Annotated in this window: 17 protein-coding genes and 1 other RNA gene; 9 read left to right on the top strand and 9 right to left on the bottom strand. The window is 51.0% G+C overall.

The features are described 5' to 3' along the window. Nucleotides 1–214 precede the first annotated feature (214 nt). The gene (locus tag SPK40_RS12970) at nucleotides 215–796 is read left to right on the top strand and encodes a GNAT family N-acetyltransferase (protein WP_330960731.1); all 582 of its coding nucleotides are present in this window, start codon (nucleotides 215–217) and stop codon (nucleotides 794–796) included. Between the two features lie 34 nt (nucleotides 797–830). Here the strand turns inward: SPK40_RS12970 and SPK40_RS12965 are convergent, their stop codons facing one another. Further along, complete coding sequence (locus SPK40_RS12965; RefSeq protein WP_330960730.1) at nucleotides 831–1,745, bottom strand: LysR substrate-binding domain-containing protein; 915 nt, start codon at nucleotides 1,743–1,745, stop codon at nucleotides 831–833. A gap of 160 nt (nucleotides 1,746–1,905) precedes the next feature. On the opposite strand from SPK40_RS12965, the gene SPK40_RS12960 reads away from it, so the two are divergent. Further along, nucleotides 1,906–2,682, top strand: a complete 777-nt coding sequence (locus SPK40_RS12960; RefSeq protein WP_330960729.1) for an isocitrate lyase/PEP mutase family protein — start codon at nucleotides 1,906–1,908, stop codon at nucleotides 2,680–2,682. Nucleotides 2,683–2,840: 158 nt separating this feature from the next. On the opposite strand, the gene queC is transcribed toward SPK40_RS12960, so the two are convergent. Next, on the bottom strand, nucleotides 2,841–3,539 hold the full coding sequence (queC, locus tag SPK40_RS12955; protein ID WP_330960837.1) for a 7-cyano-7-deazaguanine synthase QueC: 699 nt from the start codon (nucleotides 3,537–3,539) through the stop codon (nucleotides 2,841–2,843). 54 nt (nucleotides 3,540–3,593) lie between these two features. Next, nucleotides 3,594–4,697: a PLP-dependent cysteine synthase family protein gene (locus tag SPK40_RS12950; RefSeq protein WP_330960728.1), complete on the bottom strand. Its 1,104-nt coding sequence runs from the start codon at nucleotides 4,695–4,697 to the stop codon at nucleotides 3,594–3,596. A gap of 138 nt (nucleotides 4,698–4,835) precedes the next feature. Between SPK40_RS12950 and SPK40_RS12945 the strand changes: the two genes are divergently transcribed. The 3 genes from SPK40_RS12945 (at nucleotide 4,836) to SPK40_RS12935 (ending at nucleotide 9,081) form a co-directional block, all read left to right on the top strand. Then, nucleotides 4,836–5,297 carry an Lrp/AsnC family transcriptional regulator gene (locus tag SPK40_RS12945; RefSeq protein ID WP_248143709.1) on the top strand — a complete coding sequence of 154 codons (462 nt, stop codon included), beginning with the start codon at nucleotides 4,836–4,838 and terminating at the stop codon, nucleotides 5,295–5,297. Nucleotides 5,298–5,554: 257 nt separating this feature from the next. Continuing rightward, complete coding sequence (locus SPK40_RS12940; RefSeq protein ID WP_330960727.1) at nucleotides 5,555–7,300, top strand: ABC transporter transmembrane domain-containing protein; 1,746 nt, start codon at nucleotides 5,555–5,557, stop codon at nucleotides 7,298–7,300. After that, the gene (locus SPK40_RS12935) at nucleotides 7,297–9,081 is read left to right on the top strand and encodes a SmdB family multidrug efflux ABC transporter permease/ATP-binding protein (RefSeq protein WP_330960726.1); all 1,785 of its coding nucleotides are present in this window, start codon (nucleotides 7,297–7,299) and stop codon (nucleotides 9,079–9,081) included. Before SPK40_RS12940 ends, SPK40_RS12935 begins: the two co-directional genes overlap by 4 nt. Before the next feature lie 103 nt (nucleotides 9,082–9,184). Here SPK40_RS12935 and tesB read toward each other — a convergent pair whose 3' ends face one another. Further along, nucleotides 9,185–10,054, bottom strand: coding sequence for an acyl-CoA thioesterase II (gene tesB / locus SPK40_RS12930; RefSeq protein ID WP_248143715.1), 870 nt, complete (start codon nucleotides 10,052–10,054; stop codon nucleotides 9,185–9,187). A 122-nt stretch (nucleotides 10,055–10,176) separates the two neighbouring features. On the opposite strand from tesB, the gene SPK40_RS12925 reads away from it, so the two are divergent. Beyond that, nucleotides 10,177–10,599, top strand: coding sequence for a YbaY family lipoprotein (locus SPK40_RS12925; protein ID WP_248143717.1), 423 nt, complete (start codon nucleotides 10,177–10,179; stop codon nucleotides 10,597–10,599). A gap of 80 nt (nucleotides 10,600–10,679) precedes the next feature. On the opposite strand, the gene SPK40_RS12920 is transcribed toward SPK40_RS12925, so the two are convergent. Further along, on the bottom strand, nucleotides 10,680–10,994 hold the full coding sequence (locus tag SPK40_RS12920) for an MGMT family protein (RefSeq protein WP_330960725.1): 315 nt from the start codon (nucleotides 10,992–10,994) through the stop codon (nucleotides 10,680–10,682). A gap of 97 nt (nucleotides 10,995–11,091) precedes the next feature. Between SPK40_RS12920 and SPK40_RS12915 the strand changes: the two genes are divergently transcribed. The 3 genes from SPK40_RS12915 (at nucleotide 11,092) to SPK40_RS12905 (ending at nucleotide 12,530) form a co-directional block, all read left to right on the top strand. After that, on the top strand, nucleotides 11,092–11,823 hold the full coding sequence (locus SPK40_RS12915) for a hypothetical protein (protein ID WP_330960724.1): 732 nt from the start codon (nucleotides 11,092–11,094) through the stop codon (nucleotides 11,821–11,823). 150 nt (nucleotides 11,824–11,973) lie between these two features. Next, an RNA gene (ffs, locus tag SPK40_RS12910) (signal recognition particle sRNA small type) lies at nucleotides 11,974–12,070 on the top strand. A 205-nt stretch (nucleotides 12,071–12,275) separates the two neighbouring features. Next, nucleotides 12,276–12,530 carry a hypothetical protein gene (locus tag SPK40_RS12905; RefSeq protein ID WP_330960723.1) on the top strand — a complete coding sequence of 85 codons (255 nt, stop codon included), beginning with the start codon at nucleotides 12,276–12,278 and terminating at the stop codon, nucleotides 12,528–12,530. Nucleotides 12,531–12,583: 53 nt separating this feature from the next. Here the strand turns inward: SPK40_RS12905 and SPK40_RS12900 are convergent, their stop codons facing one another. The 4 genes from SPK40_RS12900 to SPK40_RS12890 are packed head-to-tail and all read right to left on the bottom strand — an operon-like array spanning nucleotide 12,584 to nucleotide 16,080. Next, nucleotides 12,584–13,459 (bottom strand): HlyD family secretion protein, encoded by an 876-nt coding sequence (locus tag SPK40_RS12900; protein ID WP_330960722.1) that lies wholly within the window; start codon nucleotides 13,457–13,459, stop codon nucleotides 12,584–12,586. Continuing rightward, on the bottom strand, nucleotides 13,456–13,686 hold the full coding sequence (locus SPK40_RS23000; RefSeq protein ID WP_442957574.1) for a DUF1656 domain-containing protein: 231 nt from the start codon (nucleotides 13,684–13,686) through the stop codon (nucleotides 13,456–13,458). Before SPK40_RS23000 ends, SPK40_RS12900 begins: the two co-directional genes overlap by 4 nt. Then, on the bottom strand, nucleotides 13,679–15,619 hold the full coding sequence (locus tag SPK40_RS12895) for an FUSC family protein (RefSeq protein WP_330960721.1): 1,941 nt from the start codon (nucleotides 15,617–15,619) through the stop codon (nucleotides 13,679–13,681). Before SPK40_RS12895 ends, SPK40_RS23000 begins: the two co-directional genes overlap by 8 nt. Then, nucleotides 15,616–16,080, bottom strand: coding sequence for a MarR family winged helix-turn-helix transcriptional regulator (locus tag SPK40_RS12890; protein ID WP_330960720.1), 465 nt, complete (start codon nucleotides 16,078–16,080; stop codon nucleotides 15,616–15,618). The genes SPK40_RS12895 and SPK40_RS12890 overlap by 4 nt, the downstream gene beginning before the upstream one ends. Between the last annotated feature and the right edge of the window lie 77 nt (nucleotides 16,081–16,157).

Here is a 16,157-nt window from a genome sequence, read left to right as displayed (position 1 = left end):
AGTTGCTGGCTCTTTTTGTTTTCACTGTTTTTGTACGACAACGGTCATTTTCAAACCAGTGCTGATGGTCGTCCGGCGGGCTCAGAGCCACCAAGAGAGGAGGCTCGCCGTCAGAAGTGGTAAAACTTGTCTCATATCGATTTATGATGCTCCGCCATGCGCTGCTTGCAGGCGCTGAATCGATCATGCTGAATCATGGAGGAGGTTGCCAAAGATGTGGATCAGAAACGAAAAGCTTGAGGGTCAATGGGTTATTTTAGAGCCTTTGGAAGAAGTACATATCGGGCCTTTGAAAAAAGCGGTTTCAGATGGTGAATCCTGGAAGCTGTGGTTTGCCAGTGTCCCGACAGCGGACGCTATGGCTGATTATGTGAACCGCGCCATGCTTGAGGCCCGGGCCGGTGATGTTGCATACGCGATGCGGCTGAAGTCTTCCGGTGAGATTGTCGGAACCACGCGCTATTACAACGTCGATGAAACGAATCGCAGAGCGATGATCGGATACACCTGGTATTCGGATTCGGTGAAGAGAACCCCGGTGAATACCGAGTGTAAGTATTTGCTCCTGAGCCATTTGTTTGAAGATGCCAATGCCATTGCGGTCGAGTTCAGAACTCATTTCTTCAATCAGGTTTCCCGGGCCGCGATCGAACGCCTTGGCGCGAAACAGGACGGGATTTTGCGCAACCATCAGATCATGAAAGATGGCTCAATCAGGGATACCGTGGTGTATTCGATCATTGCCGGTGAGTGGCCGGCGGTGAAAGCTAACTTGCTCAGTAAGCTCAAAAATTAGGGAAGGGCACGATAGAACCATTGGGTTGGGCCGTTCAAGTCGGCCCGGGTTGTTCAAGCGCCGACATTTCAGTGTTCAGCCACGCCATGAACACATTTAATCGTGCCAGTCTGGCTGAGTTCGGGTCATAGACCATATAGCGCCTGACAGGACTCGGGTGAGGCAACTGAAAAGGGATCACCAGCTGTCCGGCGTCAAGCTGGCTCTGATATAAATAGGGGACGGCCAGCGTGACGCCATGGCCGTTTAACACCGCCGTCAGTGCCATATCGGTGCTGTTGACCCGGGTCCACTTGGAGTGTTGGTTACTGGCCTGCACACCGGTGTTTTCAAACCAGCTTTGCCAATCGTAGGCGCCGGGGTGTTCCAGGGTAACCAGCCAGGTGGACAGCAGATCTTCGGGGGAACTGAAAGCCAGATCATGGGCAAGTTGCGCAGAACAAACCGGGTAGACTGCGGATTCACCAAAGTACTCACAGGACAGGTTGTCCGGTGTGTGTTTTTCCACTTCAGTGCCGAAACGAATCGCCAGATCAATATGTGCTTGCCTGAGATCATCAAACCCCGCGGACGAGACCACTCGAATCTGGATATCAGGATGCAATTCGGAAAATCGTTGCATCCTTGGCATCAACCAGAGCGTGGTAAAAGCCTGTGTTGAGCTGATGGTGAGCTCACCTGCAATATCTTCCTGATGAATTTGGTTCACCCCTTGGCGAATGATGGCCAGAGCCTGTTGCGCGCACTCGAACAGACTCAGTCCTTGCTGGCTCAGCAGCATTCTTTTGCCTTTCCGGACAAATAATCGGCATCCTAAATGCTGTTCCAGCAGTCGCATTTGCTGGCTGACGGCGGCCTGGGAAATACAGAGTTCATCGGCTGCCAGACTGTAGCTGTTGTGTCTGGCGGCGCATTCAAAAGTGACCAGTAAATTGATATTTCTCAGCAAAATAGGGCCGTCGCGTCTGTATTTGGGGTCAGTATTATAAGTTTTTCTTATATTAAAAGTCGATTTGTATCGTTGGTGTTGAACCGTGCCGGGAAACAAAATGGGCATTCCAGGGATCAGTCCGGCCCATTCGTGGTTTTCCAGTCAGGAGACAGACATCATGCAAGAATTTAAACAGTTACATCAGCGAACGACGCCTTTCATCATCGGAAATGTTTGGGATGCTGCCAGTGCCTGTTGTGCTCAGCAAGCCGGTTATCAGGCGTTAGGGACTTCCAGTGCAGCCATCGCCAGTTTGCTGGGCTATGAGGATGGTGAACACATCCCGTTTGCTGAGTTAGTTTTTATGGTTCGGCGCATTGCCGCAGTCAGCAAGCTTCCCCTCAGTGTGGATATTGAAGCCGGGTTCAGCCGGAATCCGGAAGTGATCGCCCATCATATTCAGCAATTAGCGGCATTGGGTGTGGTCGGGATCAATCTTGAAGATAGCCGGGTCGACGCAGACCGGACCCTTGTTCCGGCGGAGGAATTTGCGGCGATAGTGTCGGCCGTGAAAGCGATCCTGCAACAACACCAGACGGAGGTATTTCTCAATGTTCGCTGTGACGCATTTTTACTGGGCTCAGTTCATGCTTGCGCCGAAACGGTCAAGCGCGCCCAAATCTATCAGAGGGCAGGTGCTGATGGCTTATTTGTGCCCTGCCTTACGCAGGCTGACGATATCAAAGCGGTTGTTGCAGCAAGTACGCTTCCGGTGAATGTGATGGCAATGCCTGATCTCCCTTGCTTTGAGGTGTTGGCGGGCTTGGGGGTGAAACGGATCAGTTCAGGAAACTTTGCCCATGATGCGATGCACAGGCATCTTCTCAATCAATTGGTTGAGATGAAACAATCAGGATCGTGCAAATCACTGTTCGGTGCGAGCACTGTCGGATGAGCTGATTCGCTGCTGCTCTTTTTCAAGTTCAGAATGGGAGCGGAGAAAGCGTTCTGGAGTGAGAAAGTTGAGCCTGTGTGAAACAGCACTCAGGTTTTGTGGCTGCCGACCGCATGATGCGGCCGGCGTTTGCGGTGATGATTCAGGCAATTATTTAATTAAGCCCGGTTTTCTGCCTGTTTATCGGTCAGCGACTTCATCACACCATCTTTGTCATTCAGATAAGATTCCAGACCTTCACGGCGCAGGTCGCATGACGGGCAGTTACCACAGCCGTCACCAATGATGCCGTTGTAGCAGGTCAGGGTATGGTTGCGGATGTAATCCAGCTTCCCGTGCTGATCGGCCAGCGCCCAGGTCTCGGCTTTGTTCAGCCACATCAGCGGCGTCTCAATGTTCAGCGGACGATCCATCCCCAGCACCAGCGACTGGTTCAGCGATTTAACGAATGCATCGCGGCAGTCCGGGTAGCCGGAGAAGTCGGTTTCACACACACCGGTGATCACCGCTTCTGCGCCGATCTGGTATGCATAAATACCGGCTAAGGTCAGGAACAAAATGTTGCGGCCCGGCACAAACGAATTCGGCAGACCGTTGTCCTGCAACGCATGCGAGACCGGGATGTTGTCCCGGGTTAGTGAGCTGATCGCCAGCTCATTCAGCAGGCCGACATCCATGACTTTGTGAGCGGTCACCCCAAGGTCTTTGCAGATGGCCTCGGCGATTTCGATTTCCAGTTTATGGCGCTGACCATAGTCAAAGGTGATGCAGTGAACTTCATCATATCTGGCCATGGCCTGAATCAGACAGGTGGTTGAGTCCTGTCCGCCACTGAAAACGACAACTGCTTTGCGCATCATGCTGCTCCGGATTTGGTATTGACTGATTGGAGGCACATCCTACCCTGAGAGTCAGGATATGCCAAGCTGCAGTCGCTGCCATTCCGACCAGCTCAGGATGCCGGTCTGCTCGAAAGCCGACAGCTGATCAAAGTATGGCTGAATGTCGCCGATGTTTGCCTCGACCCAGTCTGGATTGAAGTACGTGTCCAGATAGCGCTCACCGCTGTCACACAGCAAAGTCACGATCGAACCGGTTTCGCCCCGCGCTTTCATTTCACTTGCCAGCTGAAGAACACCGTATAAGTTGGTGCCGGTTGACGCGCCCGCTTTGCGACCCAGCAGTTTTTCCAGCCAGAGAATCGTGGCAATGCTGGCTGCATCCGGAATGGTGCGCATTTCGTCTACGACATCCGGGATGAAGCTCGGCTCGACCCGCGGGCGGCCAATCCCTTCAATCCGGCCGCCGCGCTGACCTTTCAGGGCCGGGTTGCGGGTGAGGTAGTAGTCGTGAAACACAGAGAATTCCGGGTCGACCACACAAAGCTGTGTCTCATGCCGCTGGTAACGGATGTAACGGCCAATGGTGGCAGAAGTACCGCCGGTGCCGGCGCTCATCACGACCCATGCCGGGACCGGATGTTCTTCCAGCTTCATTTGCTCAAAGATGCTGTTGGCGATGTTGTTATTCCCCCGCCAGTCGGTGGCACGCTCTGCGTAAGTGAACTGATCCATGTAATGACCGTTCAGGCTCTCAGCCAGACGGCGGGACTCGTCATACATCTGGCAGGGATCATCAACAAAATGTGCCTGACCACCATAGAACTCGATCTGCTCAATTTTTTTACGCGCCGTATGACGCGGCACTACCGCAATAAAAGGCAGGCCGAGTAACCGGGCAAAGTAAGCTTCTGACACTGCGGTACTGCCGGAGGATGACTCGATGATGGTGGTGTTTTCACCAATCCAGCCATTACACAGACTGTACAGAAACAGTGAACGTGCCAGTCTGTGTTTCAGACTGCCTGTCGGGTGGGTGCTTTCATCCTTCAGATAGATGTCGATACCGTCAAGCACCGGGATATCCAGTTTGATAAGGTGAGTATCTGCCGAACGTTGAAAATCGGCTTCAATTTTTCTGATGGCCTGGTTTACCCAGCGAGGATCATGACGCATGACATACCCTTGGAATTTGATATCTGACTGATTGATGAAAAGTTTACTGAATCCAATGGAAAAATCTTTGCTATTATTGTTGTCATTAACCTTAATTGTAGAAAGTTTTTCTACCAGATGAGTTTTTCGGGGGAATTTATGGCTGAGATTGATGCAACTGACAGACGACTGCTGGACATGCTGCAGACGGATGCCAGTCTGTCTTTGAACGAACTGGCTGACGCGGTGAATCTGACCACGACGCCTTGCTGGAAAAGACTGAAACGGCTGGAAGAAGCCGGGATTCTGAAACGACGGGTGGCGTTGCTGGATCCGTTGAAACTGGGGCTGTCTTTTATTGCTTTTGTACAAATCAAAACCAGTGATCATTCTCAGGCATGGTATAACCGCTTTGTGGTCACCGTGAGCGAGTTTCCTGAAGTCATGGAGTTTTACCGGATGGCCGGAGAATATGATTACATGATGAAAGTACAGGTGGCAGATATGTCGGCGTTTGATGCCTTTTATAAAAAACTGGTGAACAGTATTCAGGGTTTAACCAATGTGACTTCAACTTTTGCCATGGAACCGCTGAAGTACACCACCGCACTGCCTTTATAAATGTCTGAGACTGAACAGAAAAGTACTGTATGAAAACAGATCTTTTCTTATGACGATAAAAATGCGCAGCATCACCTGCTGTTTTCCCGATTCACCTTATTTTTGAGTTGAAAAACAGGCAGCCTTTTTGCCAATATGTTGCTTAATTGTCACCCTGAAGTGACAGAGTTTCTCCCTCTCAACAGCCCCTGGAACATCATAATTTTCTGTTTTAGCGCTCACCCGGTGTGAGCGTGCCGTATTTTGCTGGAGGAAAAATGCAGGTTTTTTGGCAACTCAGGTGGTATTTCCGGCAGGAATGGCGGCGTTATGGCGGTGCGATCGCCATCTTTGTCGTGATTGCGATTTTTGAACTGATCCCGCCCCGAGCGGTGGGCTGGATCGTTGATGGTGTGGTGGATGGCCAGATCTCTCTGGACACCATGCTGCTGTGGCTCATGGGTTTGGCCGCCATGTGGACGGCGGTTTATCTGCTGCGCATCGTCTGGCGGCTTTGGTTGTTTGGCAGTGCTGCGAAGCTGGGAACCGTGCTGCGGGATAAGTTGTATCATCATTTTACCCGGCAGGCGCCGCAGTTTTTTGAGCGCCATAAAACCGGTGACCTGATGGCCCGTTCGACCAACGATGTGAATGCGCTGGTAATGACTGCCGGGGAAGGCGTCTTAACCGCGGCGGATTCACTCATTACCGGCTTTGCCGTGTTGCTGATCATGACCACACAACTGAGCTGGCAGCTGACTATTCTGGCCTTGCTGCCCATGCCGGTCATGGCGCTGCTGGTGTCCCGTTTTGGCAGTCAGTTACACGACAGATTCGGCGAATCACAGGCGGCGTTTTCTGCGCTGACAGACACGACGCAGGAGTCGCTGAACGGCGTCCGTATGATCCGGGCTTTTGGTCTGGAGCAGCGCCAGCAGGCAGCGTTCGAGAAAGTAGTCGATGCTGCGGGTGACAAAAACTACCAGGTGGTGAAAGTGGATGCCAAGTTTGATCCGGTGATCCAGCTGACCATTGGCATGTCGTTTTTCCTCAGTGTCGGCGGCGGCGCATATTTGATTCACATTGGTGAATTGACGCTGGGGGACCTGACGGCTTTCACCCTGTATCAGGGATTGATGATCTGGCCGATGCTGGCCATTGCCTGGCTGTTCAATATTCTCGAACGCGGTTCTGCGGCCTGGAAACGTCTGCAGGAAATTCTGAATCAAAAGCCGGATATTGTCAGCGGTTATACGCCGTTGCCGGGGCTGCGACAGCCGCTGGAAATTGAGGTGGAGGCATTCAGCTGGCCGCAACAGCGTGAGCCCGCACTGAAAGATATCAACATTCATCTGGCCTCCGGACAGATGCTGGGGCTGGCCGGTCCGGTCGGAAGCGGGAAGTCGACACTGCTGGCGCTGTTGCTGCGTCAGCAGGAGCTGATCCAGGGTCAGATCGCTTATGGCGGGGTGACGATTCGTGAGGCGGTGCTGGATGCGTGGCGAAGCCGTTTTGCGGTGGTGAGCCAGAGCCCGTTTCTGTTTTCTCGCTCCATTGCAGAGAACATTGCGCTCGGAAAACCGGAAGCCAGCCTGTCGGAGATCCGCCGTGCAGCGGCGCTGGCGTGTATCGATGACGATATCATGCTGTTCCCGGAGGGGTATGACACCCTGGTTGGCGAGAAAGGGATCACCTTGTCCGGCGGTCAGAAACAGCGGATTGCCATTGCACGGGCTTTACTGCTGAATGCTGAAATTCTGGTCCTGGATGATGCGCTGTCTGCGGTGGACGGCAAAACAGAGCACCGCATCCTGCATAATCTGCGTTCACAGCCGCAGCGTCAGACCGTGATTGTGATTGCTCACCGGCTGACTGCCCTGGAGCAGGCGGATCAAATTGTTGTTCTTCAGCATGGTGAAATCAGTGAACGGGGAACGCACGCCAGCTTGCTGGCTCATGAAGACTGGTATGCCGAGATGTATCGTTACCAGAAACTGGAACAAGCGATTGAGGAGGGCCAATGAAGGAACAGGCCGTAAATAATGCAGTTCTGAAGCGGTTGTTGGGCTATGCGCTGGCAGATAAGCGTACCCTGGTGGCTGCGATTGGCCTGCTGCTGATTGCTTCTCTGGCTGATGTATCCGGCCCATGGCTGATCCAGCACTTTATCGATAACAACATCACGCGGGATGAATTTCCGGCCACTGAAGTTGCGGTGCTGGTCGCGGCTTATCTGGCCCTGATGATTCTGGCGGGCGTGTTCAAGTACGCGCAAGCGCTTCGCTTTAACCGTCTGGCAATTGATGTGGTGCAGAAAGTGCGGAAGCAGTTATTTGCCAGCGTGATGAACCAACCGCTGTCGGCGTTTGATTATACCCCAAGCGGCAAACTGATCTCCCGGCTGACCAATGACACCGAATCAATCAAAGAATTTTATGTCTCTGTCATCGCGACGTTCCTAAAGAACATCATCCTGATTCTGGTGATGCTGGCTGTCATGACCATCATCAGCTGGCGTCTGACGCTGGTGGTTCTGGCATTGCTGCCCGTTGTGGTGGGCGTCATGGTGGTGTATCAGCGCAAAAGTGCCGGGGCTTACCGGCGGATGCGCGATCTGCTGTCGGATATCAACTCTTCAATGAGTGAATCGATTCAGGGCATGAGTCTGGTGCAGCTGATGCGTCAGGAAGAAGGCTTCAAATCGCATTTTGCCAGTCTGACAGACCAGCACCTGAAGGCTCAAATCGGAGTCACCAGGCTGAACAGTCTGCTGTTGCGGCCCCTGATTGACCTGCTGTCAGGAATCGCTTTGCTCACGCTGGTTGCTTTATTCGGCTTCAGCGGGACAACCGTGATTGGGGTGGGTGTTCTCTATGCTTTCCTGAGTTATCTGGGGCGGGTGACGGAACCTTTGATCGAGATGACTCAGCAACTGTCTTTATTGCAGCAGGCGCTGGTTGCCAGTGAGCGCATTTTTGCCCTGATCGACGCCCGTCAGCAGAGCTACGGCGAGGATCGCAGGCCGATTGAAAGTGGTCAGATGGCTTGCCGGAATCTCAGCTTCAGCTACGACGGCAAACAGAAAGTGCTCAGCCATATCAATATTGCGTTGCCGCATCAGGGGTTTCTGGCGCTGGTCGGTCATACCGGCAGCGGAAAAAGTACGCTGGCTTCACTATTGATGGGCTTTTACCCAACATCAGAAGGTGTGGTTGAACTGGATGGCAGACCGCTGGAGAGTCTGAGTCAGCCGGTGCTGCGGCAGGGGATTGCCATGGTGCAGCAGGATCCGCATGTGCTGAGTGATTCGGTGCGTGAAAACATCAGTCTGGGGCGGGATGTGGCTGATGCAGAGATCTGGCTGGCGCTGGAAACCGTCGGACTGGCCGGTCAGGTGCGTCAGTATACTCAGGGGCTGGATACATTGCTTGGCAGCGGTGAAGTGAATCTGTCGGCCGGACAGCGGCAGTTGCTGGCGCTGGCACGGGTGCTGGTGGAGAAGCCCAAACTGCTGATTCTGGATGAAGCCACCGCCAATATCGATTCGGGGACCGAACAGAAAATTCAGCATGCGCTGTCGGTGCTGCGGAAAAATATGAGTATTGTGGTGATTGCGCACCGGCTTTCCACCATCATGGATGCGGACGAAATTGTCGTGCTGCACCATGGCGAAATCATTGAGCGAGGGACGCATTTCAGTCTGCTTTCTGAGCGGAAACAGTACTGGCAAATGTATCAGCTGCAGCAGGCTGGTGATCATCTTCACCAATTGGAAGATACATCGACTGAGACAGTAAAATATTGACGGCAAGCTGACAAAAAAGTACCAGCCTTTCCCTATAAATGGCTCCCGGAATCATGATGACATATCAAAGATTTCGGGAGCTTTGTCGTAAGTGGGCACTTATTTAGTGTGAGTGGCGCTGACGCATCAAACCTTCCTGAACAGCTGTTGCGACCAGTTCGCCCTGGCGATTGTAAATCTCGCCCCGAACCAGACCCCGCGAGCCGCTGGCTGACGGACTGTCGATGGCATAGAGCAGCCAGTCGTCCATCCGGAACGGGCGGTGGAACCACATGGAGTGGTCAATGGTGGCAACCTGCATCTTTGGTGTCAGCAGTGTGACGCCGTGCGGTTGCAGGGCCGTCACCAGAAATCCCCAGTCGGAGGCATAAGCCAGTACATACTGGTGAATACGCGGATCATTCGGCATTTCACCATTTGCCTTTATCCAAAGGTACTGTCTGGCCGCCTGTGACTGAGGATGAAGCGGATTGATGACATGAACAGGGCGCACTTCAATCGGGCGATCGCAGCCAAAGGTTTCGACAAATTTGCCCGGCAGCTGGTCAGCGATGGCTTTGACGTGTTCCTGTTCTGATTTGAGCGACTCAGGCGGCGGTATATCGGCAGGCATCTGGAACTGATGGTTAAAACCTTCTTCCAGCCCCTGATATGACGCCGTCAGGTAAAAGATCGGTCGGCCGTTCTGAATGGCCTGCACCCGGCGGGTACTGAAGCTTTTTCCGTCGCGGAGGTTTTCAACATCGTAAATGATGGGTTTTTGAGGATCACCCGGCAGCAGGAAGTAACTGTGGAACGAATGAACAAAGCGTTGTTCCGAAACCGTTTCTTTCGCTGCGGATAAAGACTGACCGATCACTTGGCCACCGTAAACCTGAGGCAGACCAAGATGCTGGCTCTGGCCACGGAACAAACCTTGTTCAAGTTGTTCCAAGTGTAGCAGATTGAGAAGTTCGTTCAGTTCTTTGCTCATTGACGCTCCAATTACAATGTTATCATTAATCAAATTTTTACAATCAGTTGATCAGAAACACAAGACGAAAGGTTCAGAAGCGTTAGAATCATCGACTTGCAGGAGGAATAAGAGGGGCAACTATGAAAAAGATGTTTGCGCTGTTAACGTTATTGATTACAGCAATGGTTATTTCGGCATGTACCAATTTGATCACCAAAGATGCAGGCGTCAGCAAAATTGAAGGCTCACTGGCTTACCGAGAGCGAATTGCGCTGCCAGATGATGCCCTGATCACTGTCACACTCTCTGATGTTTCTCTGATGGATGCCCCCGCAGAAGTGATCAGCAGTCAGTCTTATCTTGCCGGCGGAAAGCAGGTGCCGTTTTCATTCACCCTTCAGTATATGGAAGGTGAGGTCAAACCGGCGCACACTTATGCGGTCAGCGCACGGATTGAACTGAATGGCAAATTGCTGTTTATCACAGATACGGCCAACCACGTGATTACAGACCCGGCTAAAACCACCAAGCTGGATCTGATGTTGGTCAAAGTCAGTCAGTAAAACAGAACAAGTATTCAAGAGCCCGGCGCACATGCCGGGTTTTTTGTTTTTCTCTGGCGGAAAAAGTAACCGAACCTTGGTCAGTGCTCCGGAAAGCCATCCCAGCGGTAGCGTCTGAGTGATACCCGTCCCGTTGATGACACTTCAATGCCGTCAGAAATCAGACATTGACGCTGACGCAGGAAATCTTCTCCCTGCTGCGATATTTTTCCCTGACTGTTGATCACCCGAAACCAGGGCAGGGTTGAGCCTTCCGGTAATTGACCTAATAACCTGCCGACATGGCGCGCATAACCGGGGAAGCCTGCATAGCGGGCGATATCGCCATAGGTCGACACTTTACCCAAAGGGATTTGGGCGATCTGGCTGTAGATTTGGTTTTCAAAGTCGTCCATAGTTATTTCAGGGTCTTTTTCAGGATTAACGAATAACAGATACAACCTGCGAACGTTGCATGGCACCGTTGTAGCCCGTTTGCGCAAGGAGGTGCAAATGCTGAATGCCATTATACTCTCAATCATGAGCGTGGCACTGACTGTGATCGGGGTCAGTACCTTAGGGCTCTCTCAACATTACCTGACGGTGTTAGCCGTTGCTATCCCGGCGTTATGGCTGTTGCCGCAAGGCGGCTTGTCGTCGTTGCTGTTATTGTTCGGTATCGGACTGTATGGCGCAGCATTGCCGTATCAGCCGCTTGCATTGTCTGTCAGTCTTCTGGTGATGCTTCCTGTGTTTTCGGTCAGCTTTTCCTCAAAAGCGAACTGGCAGGTGGGCGCTTTATTATTTGCCATCGTGATTGCCATGGACGCCGGGATGCTGGCCTTACAAAGTGAAGGAAAACTGGGCGGTCAGATGTCTTTCACCTTACTGCAGATCATCGCGGTGGGGATGATCTGGTGTGCCGGACGATTCTGGCGTCCGGTGAAAGGAAATTATGGCTGGCCTTTGCTGCTGGCTGTGCCTTTATGGCTGAGTGATCTGGCACCTGCTGCCTTGATTGTTCTCTGTGTGATCGGACTGATTCTGGCATTGCAGACACTGTACCTGAAACACCCGCAGGGCTGGGTTGACAGGCTGAGCTGGGTGCTCCCGGCGGTTGCCTTTGCGACGGTGGCCATTGATCCTGAATTTGATGTCCCCAATCCGGTACTGGTGTCCTGGCTGATGGTACTCGGCAGCGCCATTTTGGGAGAATACCTACTGGCTGAAGTCGAAGACGCCTGAGCCGAATCGGACTGCGTTGGGTAATAATCCAGCAGTCAGTGACAGAGTCTTTGTCTTTACCTTGCAATGACTTCTGGGTTCATGGATAATCCATCCCGTTCTCACGACAAGCCAAGCCTTGCGCTGAGATAACAAATCTATGGAGGCCCCCATTGGTCCTCCCGCAACACTAACTCGTGAACCCGGTCAGGCCCGGAAGGGAGCAGCCGCAGCGAGCGACGTGTGTGCCGGGATGTGGCTGGTGGGGGTCTCCACCCATCTGACGTTTGTCGTTTGCACCATAAGCCTGCATAATTCCCCTAAAAGCGTACATAATTGGCACCATAAGCGTGCATAAGCTATTTTTGTTGTAGTTTAACAACAAAACGGGCTAGGCATTATGTATCGTCGTCAGCTCAAACACTCCCGTGTAAAGAACCTTTTCTAGTTCGTCCTAGTTCGTCAGTGCCAAGATGAACCAAGTGATGACCGTTGAGTCGTATCTTGAGTTCGATACCTGCTTTCATCTCGAGTACTCTCCTCAAGTCACTTCCTTTATTGCTCAGCCTGAAGGCTTTTTCTATCGTTTTGACCTGATTGTAAACGCCGCTCTTGGTGTAGTAATGCCAGCCCTACTGAAGTTGTTGGTGGTATCAAGCCAAAGCTCCCGAAAAGTAGCAAGTCATATTAAACGTTCGAAGATCGAGAAGAAATCAGAGTTGCGTTAATAGTCAAATGTCATTGATAGCGATAGCATCTATGCTAACTCGCAGCCCTTCAACTATTTAAATTCTTCTAGCGAAACAGAAACGGTTCGTCCTGCAATTAACGTGAAGTCTTTTGGAATTGTATCTATTTTGATCCGAACTGGAATGCGCTGAGCAAGGCGTATCCAACTGAATGTCGGATTCACATTTGCCAGTAATGTTCCTGAAGCTGTTGTTCTTTCACTGTCGTTGATTCCCGCAGATAACCCTTCAACATGCCCATATATTGGTTTGGTTTCGCCCATCACGAAGATGGTGGCGAGTGCGCCATTCTGTATACGACTTAGTTTTGTCTCTTCAAAATATCCGGAGACATAAAAACTATTTTGATCAACAAGTGCCATGACTGGTACGCCAGCAGAGGCGAATGTACCTGGTCTGAGAGAGAAGTTCGTTATCACACCATTAACCGGCGAGTAGATGTCGGCTCTGCTCAGGTTAATTTCAGCCAGCTCTAGGTCTGCTAAAGATTTATCCACGCTGGCCTGAGCCAAAATTAGTGCATCGCGTTTATCGTCACGTTGCTGCGCCGAGACGGCGTTATTTAATCGCTGATACCGTTTGTATTCCCGATCAGCTGCGTGAAGTGTGGCGTTGGCTTGTTTCACCATTGCTTTGGCTTGCGTAACTTCATTGTTCAGGCGCTTTTTATCCAAGCTAAACAGCAGTGTTCCTTTGTGAACGACCTGATTATCGTGAACGTAGACGGCTTCTACATTTCCTGAAATATCGGTGGCAAGCGGAACGATATCTGCACGAATCTTTCCATCTCGAGTTTGCGGCGCATAGTGATAGTAACTGTACAAATTCCACACGACGACACCTGCTAGCAGCACTGCACCTGTCGTCATTAGGACTTTAAAGCTCGATACAACTTTGTTTTTAATCATGATAGTGAATGACCTGTTGGTGTTGTGATGATCACAAATACGTGAAAGACCAAGCCGGTAAGAGAGACAAATAGGGCTGAGTCAAAAATGGGCCTTTGCGCGATGAGTCGATAGAAACCCGTCTTTAAAAGTAAGTTGGAGAGTAAAATTCTGAGGAAGAAAGCGAGCACCATGCATATCAGCAACGGTGAAACGAATATCCCCAAAATATCGAGTTCGTTAGGCATAAGATGGTGTCCAGTGTGGTGCTGTTGGATAGAGGGCGATTCGCAATCCGGTTAATAGATACAAAACTGTAGATTGGTTTTCATGGTTCGCACGCTGTATGTTGAGATCGATTTGTCTGAGCAATTCATCCGTCAATGGAGGTTGACTGCTACGGTTCTGGCTGAGCGTTTGCAGCATCGGTTGCAACGTCGAGGACATTGAGTGTTCGCTGCTCATCAACTGTCTCAATTTGGCGGTTATGATGCTGGCTCTGAGCTGAGTCAGAAGGATGAGACTGTCTTTGCCGAGTGTTGCGCCTAGTCTTGATACCTGTAAAGCCATTCTGTCCAAGGAACGAGCCACGTACTTTTCGACAGCGATGTCATCAAACTTGTGAGTCAGTGCCTGTTGATCTTTTTGCTCCCGCTTCAAAAGATGTTGTAGCACATGTTGCGCTCCCCAACGGCGGCATAAAGCGACGGCAACGAAAGCCACAAATATACCTGTCAACGTTGCTACAGAGCTTTCCAAAAAGAAGCCAATGTCGAACGGTGCGTAATGATTTTGGAAGTTGACGTTACTCAGACTCAATGCCAGAACCAACATTGCTAACGGGTTTCCTGACGCCCAAATTCCCATTGGCAACATAAAAGCAGCCATGATCACCAGAAAGCTGGTTTGGCTATTTACCAGTGGTAACAACAGGTATCCCAAAATAAACGCGGTAAAGGTGGAGATAAATGCAAAACGTCCAAAGTGAGTGATGGCGATACCGGGTTCATCGCTGGCGCCAAAAAAGCTAATCGCTACCACACCCAGCAAGACTAAGTTTGGGCCTTGAGTCCATCCTGTCAGATACCATACTGCACTGAGCAACGAGTACGTCAGTAATATCCCGACGAACATGCGTGACATCAAGCCCGTGTCTGGCGGGAGCGGAAATGCTTTGGCTTTCATCGCCGCGTAGCGCATGAAACCGTGAATGGGTTTGCCTTCCATAAGACGTTGAAACGCAGTCACATATTCCCAGTCCTGAATGTGCTGGTTGAGTAATAACTGAATTCGATTGAGCACCAGTTTTTCCCATGGGGAAGATTGATGATAAACCTCGCCAGGTATCTTAATCGGTTGAACTTCCAATGCTCCGTTATTGGTTTTCAGGCTTTCCAAACTTGGTAACAGGCGTTCACGTGTTTCAGAAGATAAGTTGTGTATGGCCTGACCCAGTGCAGAAATCGTCGGAATCATTTTCATGATTTGACTTTGCAGTGCGATGACGGCTTGGCGTGTCTGTCGATCAACGGCGTGGTCACGCTTGATGGTTGAAACCAACTGAGACAGTGATGAAACGTCATTGAGAACTGCCAGCCTGTCTGAGTCTGTCGAATGATCGGCAATGCCTGCGAGGCAATCATTCCGCCATGTTTTAAGGTCACGAACCCAGTTATCCACTCGAGATTGAAGCATTGGTTGAGTGGTTCCCGGAAAAAACAGTGTATCAACGAAGGTCACCGATAATATACCAATGCAAATTTCGACAACTCTTGTCACAACCATCGTAAACATATGTTCTGGCTGACCGATGTACGCAACCAGCACTAACAAAATGGTGACGCCAGCCAATTGCAGGCTGTAAGCTCTTGGTGTTCGGTCGGCAAAAGACAAAGCAAGGATCGTAGAGGCAACCAGACCTGTGACGATCATCAAAATGAAAGGTTCACTTGCTAACCAGGCTGAGAGCAGCAGTGAGAAGAGACCAGCAAATAATGTTCCTGCAAACCGGTATGTGGCTCGGGCACGGACAGCGCCGGACAAGGGGTTGCTTAACACACAGCACGTCACCATCGACCAGTAAGGGTTCGTCAATCCAATCTCTACCGCGACGAAATAGGCGAGCATGGCCGATGCATAAATTTTGGCGGCAAATAGCCATTGTTGACGCGTGATGTTCATTTATTTGACTTAGATTGCAGCACAAACTCGTTGGCCCGCTTTTCAAACAACCGCAATACTTGAGTTGCTTGTTCAATCGCTGCCAAATCAACGTCATTCATCAGTTCAAGGCGCAACGCGTCGGCAGCTCGCTCTATGCTTACCGCGATCTCGGTTCCCTTGGGCAAGATATGCAGAGTTTTGATTCGTCGATCGGCAGTGTCTTCACGGCGTTCTAGCAATTGTTCATTGCTAGCCTGATCCAATAGGCGAACTAAAGCGCCAGGATTGATGCCAATTTCTTCAGCTAATAATTTCTGATTTAAACCTTGTGGATTTCGATACACAAGAACAACAGCGCTTGCCAGAGACATCGAAATGCCGTAGTCCGCGATGACTTCAGATACCGCTCGTTTCCAGGCGCGTCTTACTGGTTGAAGACTATTCGTGAGTTCGTGAAGAAGTGCGATTTTTTCTTGCATAGTCATGCCTCATATCAAGCTTTCTGTATGCCGTTCGTGGTGGCGTGGAGCGGATGATAGGAAATTATTATTGCTTT

This window comes from Photobacterium sp. 53610, assembly GCF_036409375.1.
GTDB lineage: Bacteria > Pseudomonadota > Gammaproteobacteria > Enterobacterales > Vibrionaceae > Photobacterium.
This window is presented reverse-complemented; position numbering and strand designations above follow the sequence as displayed.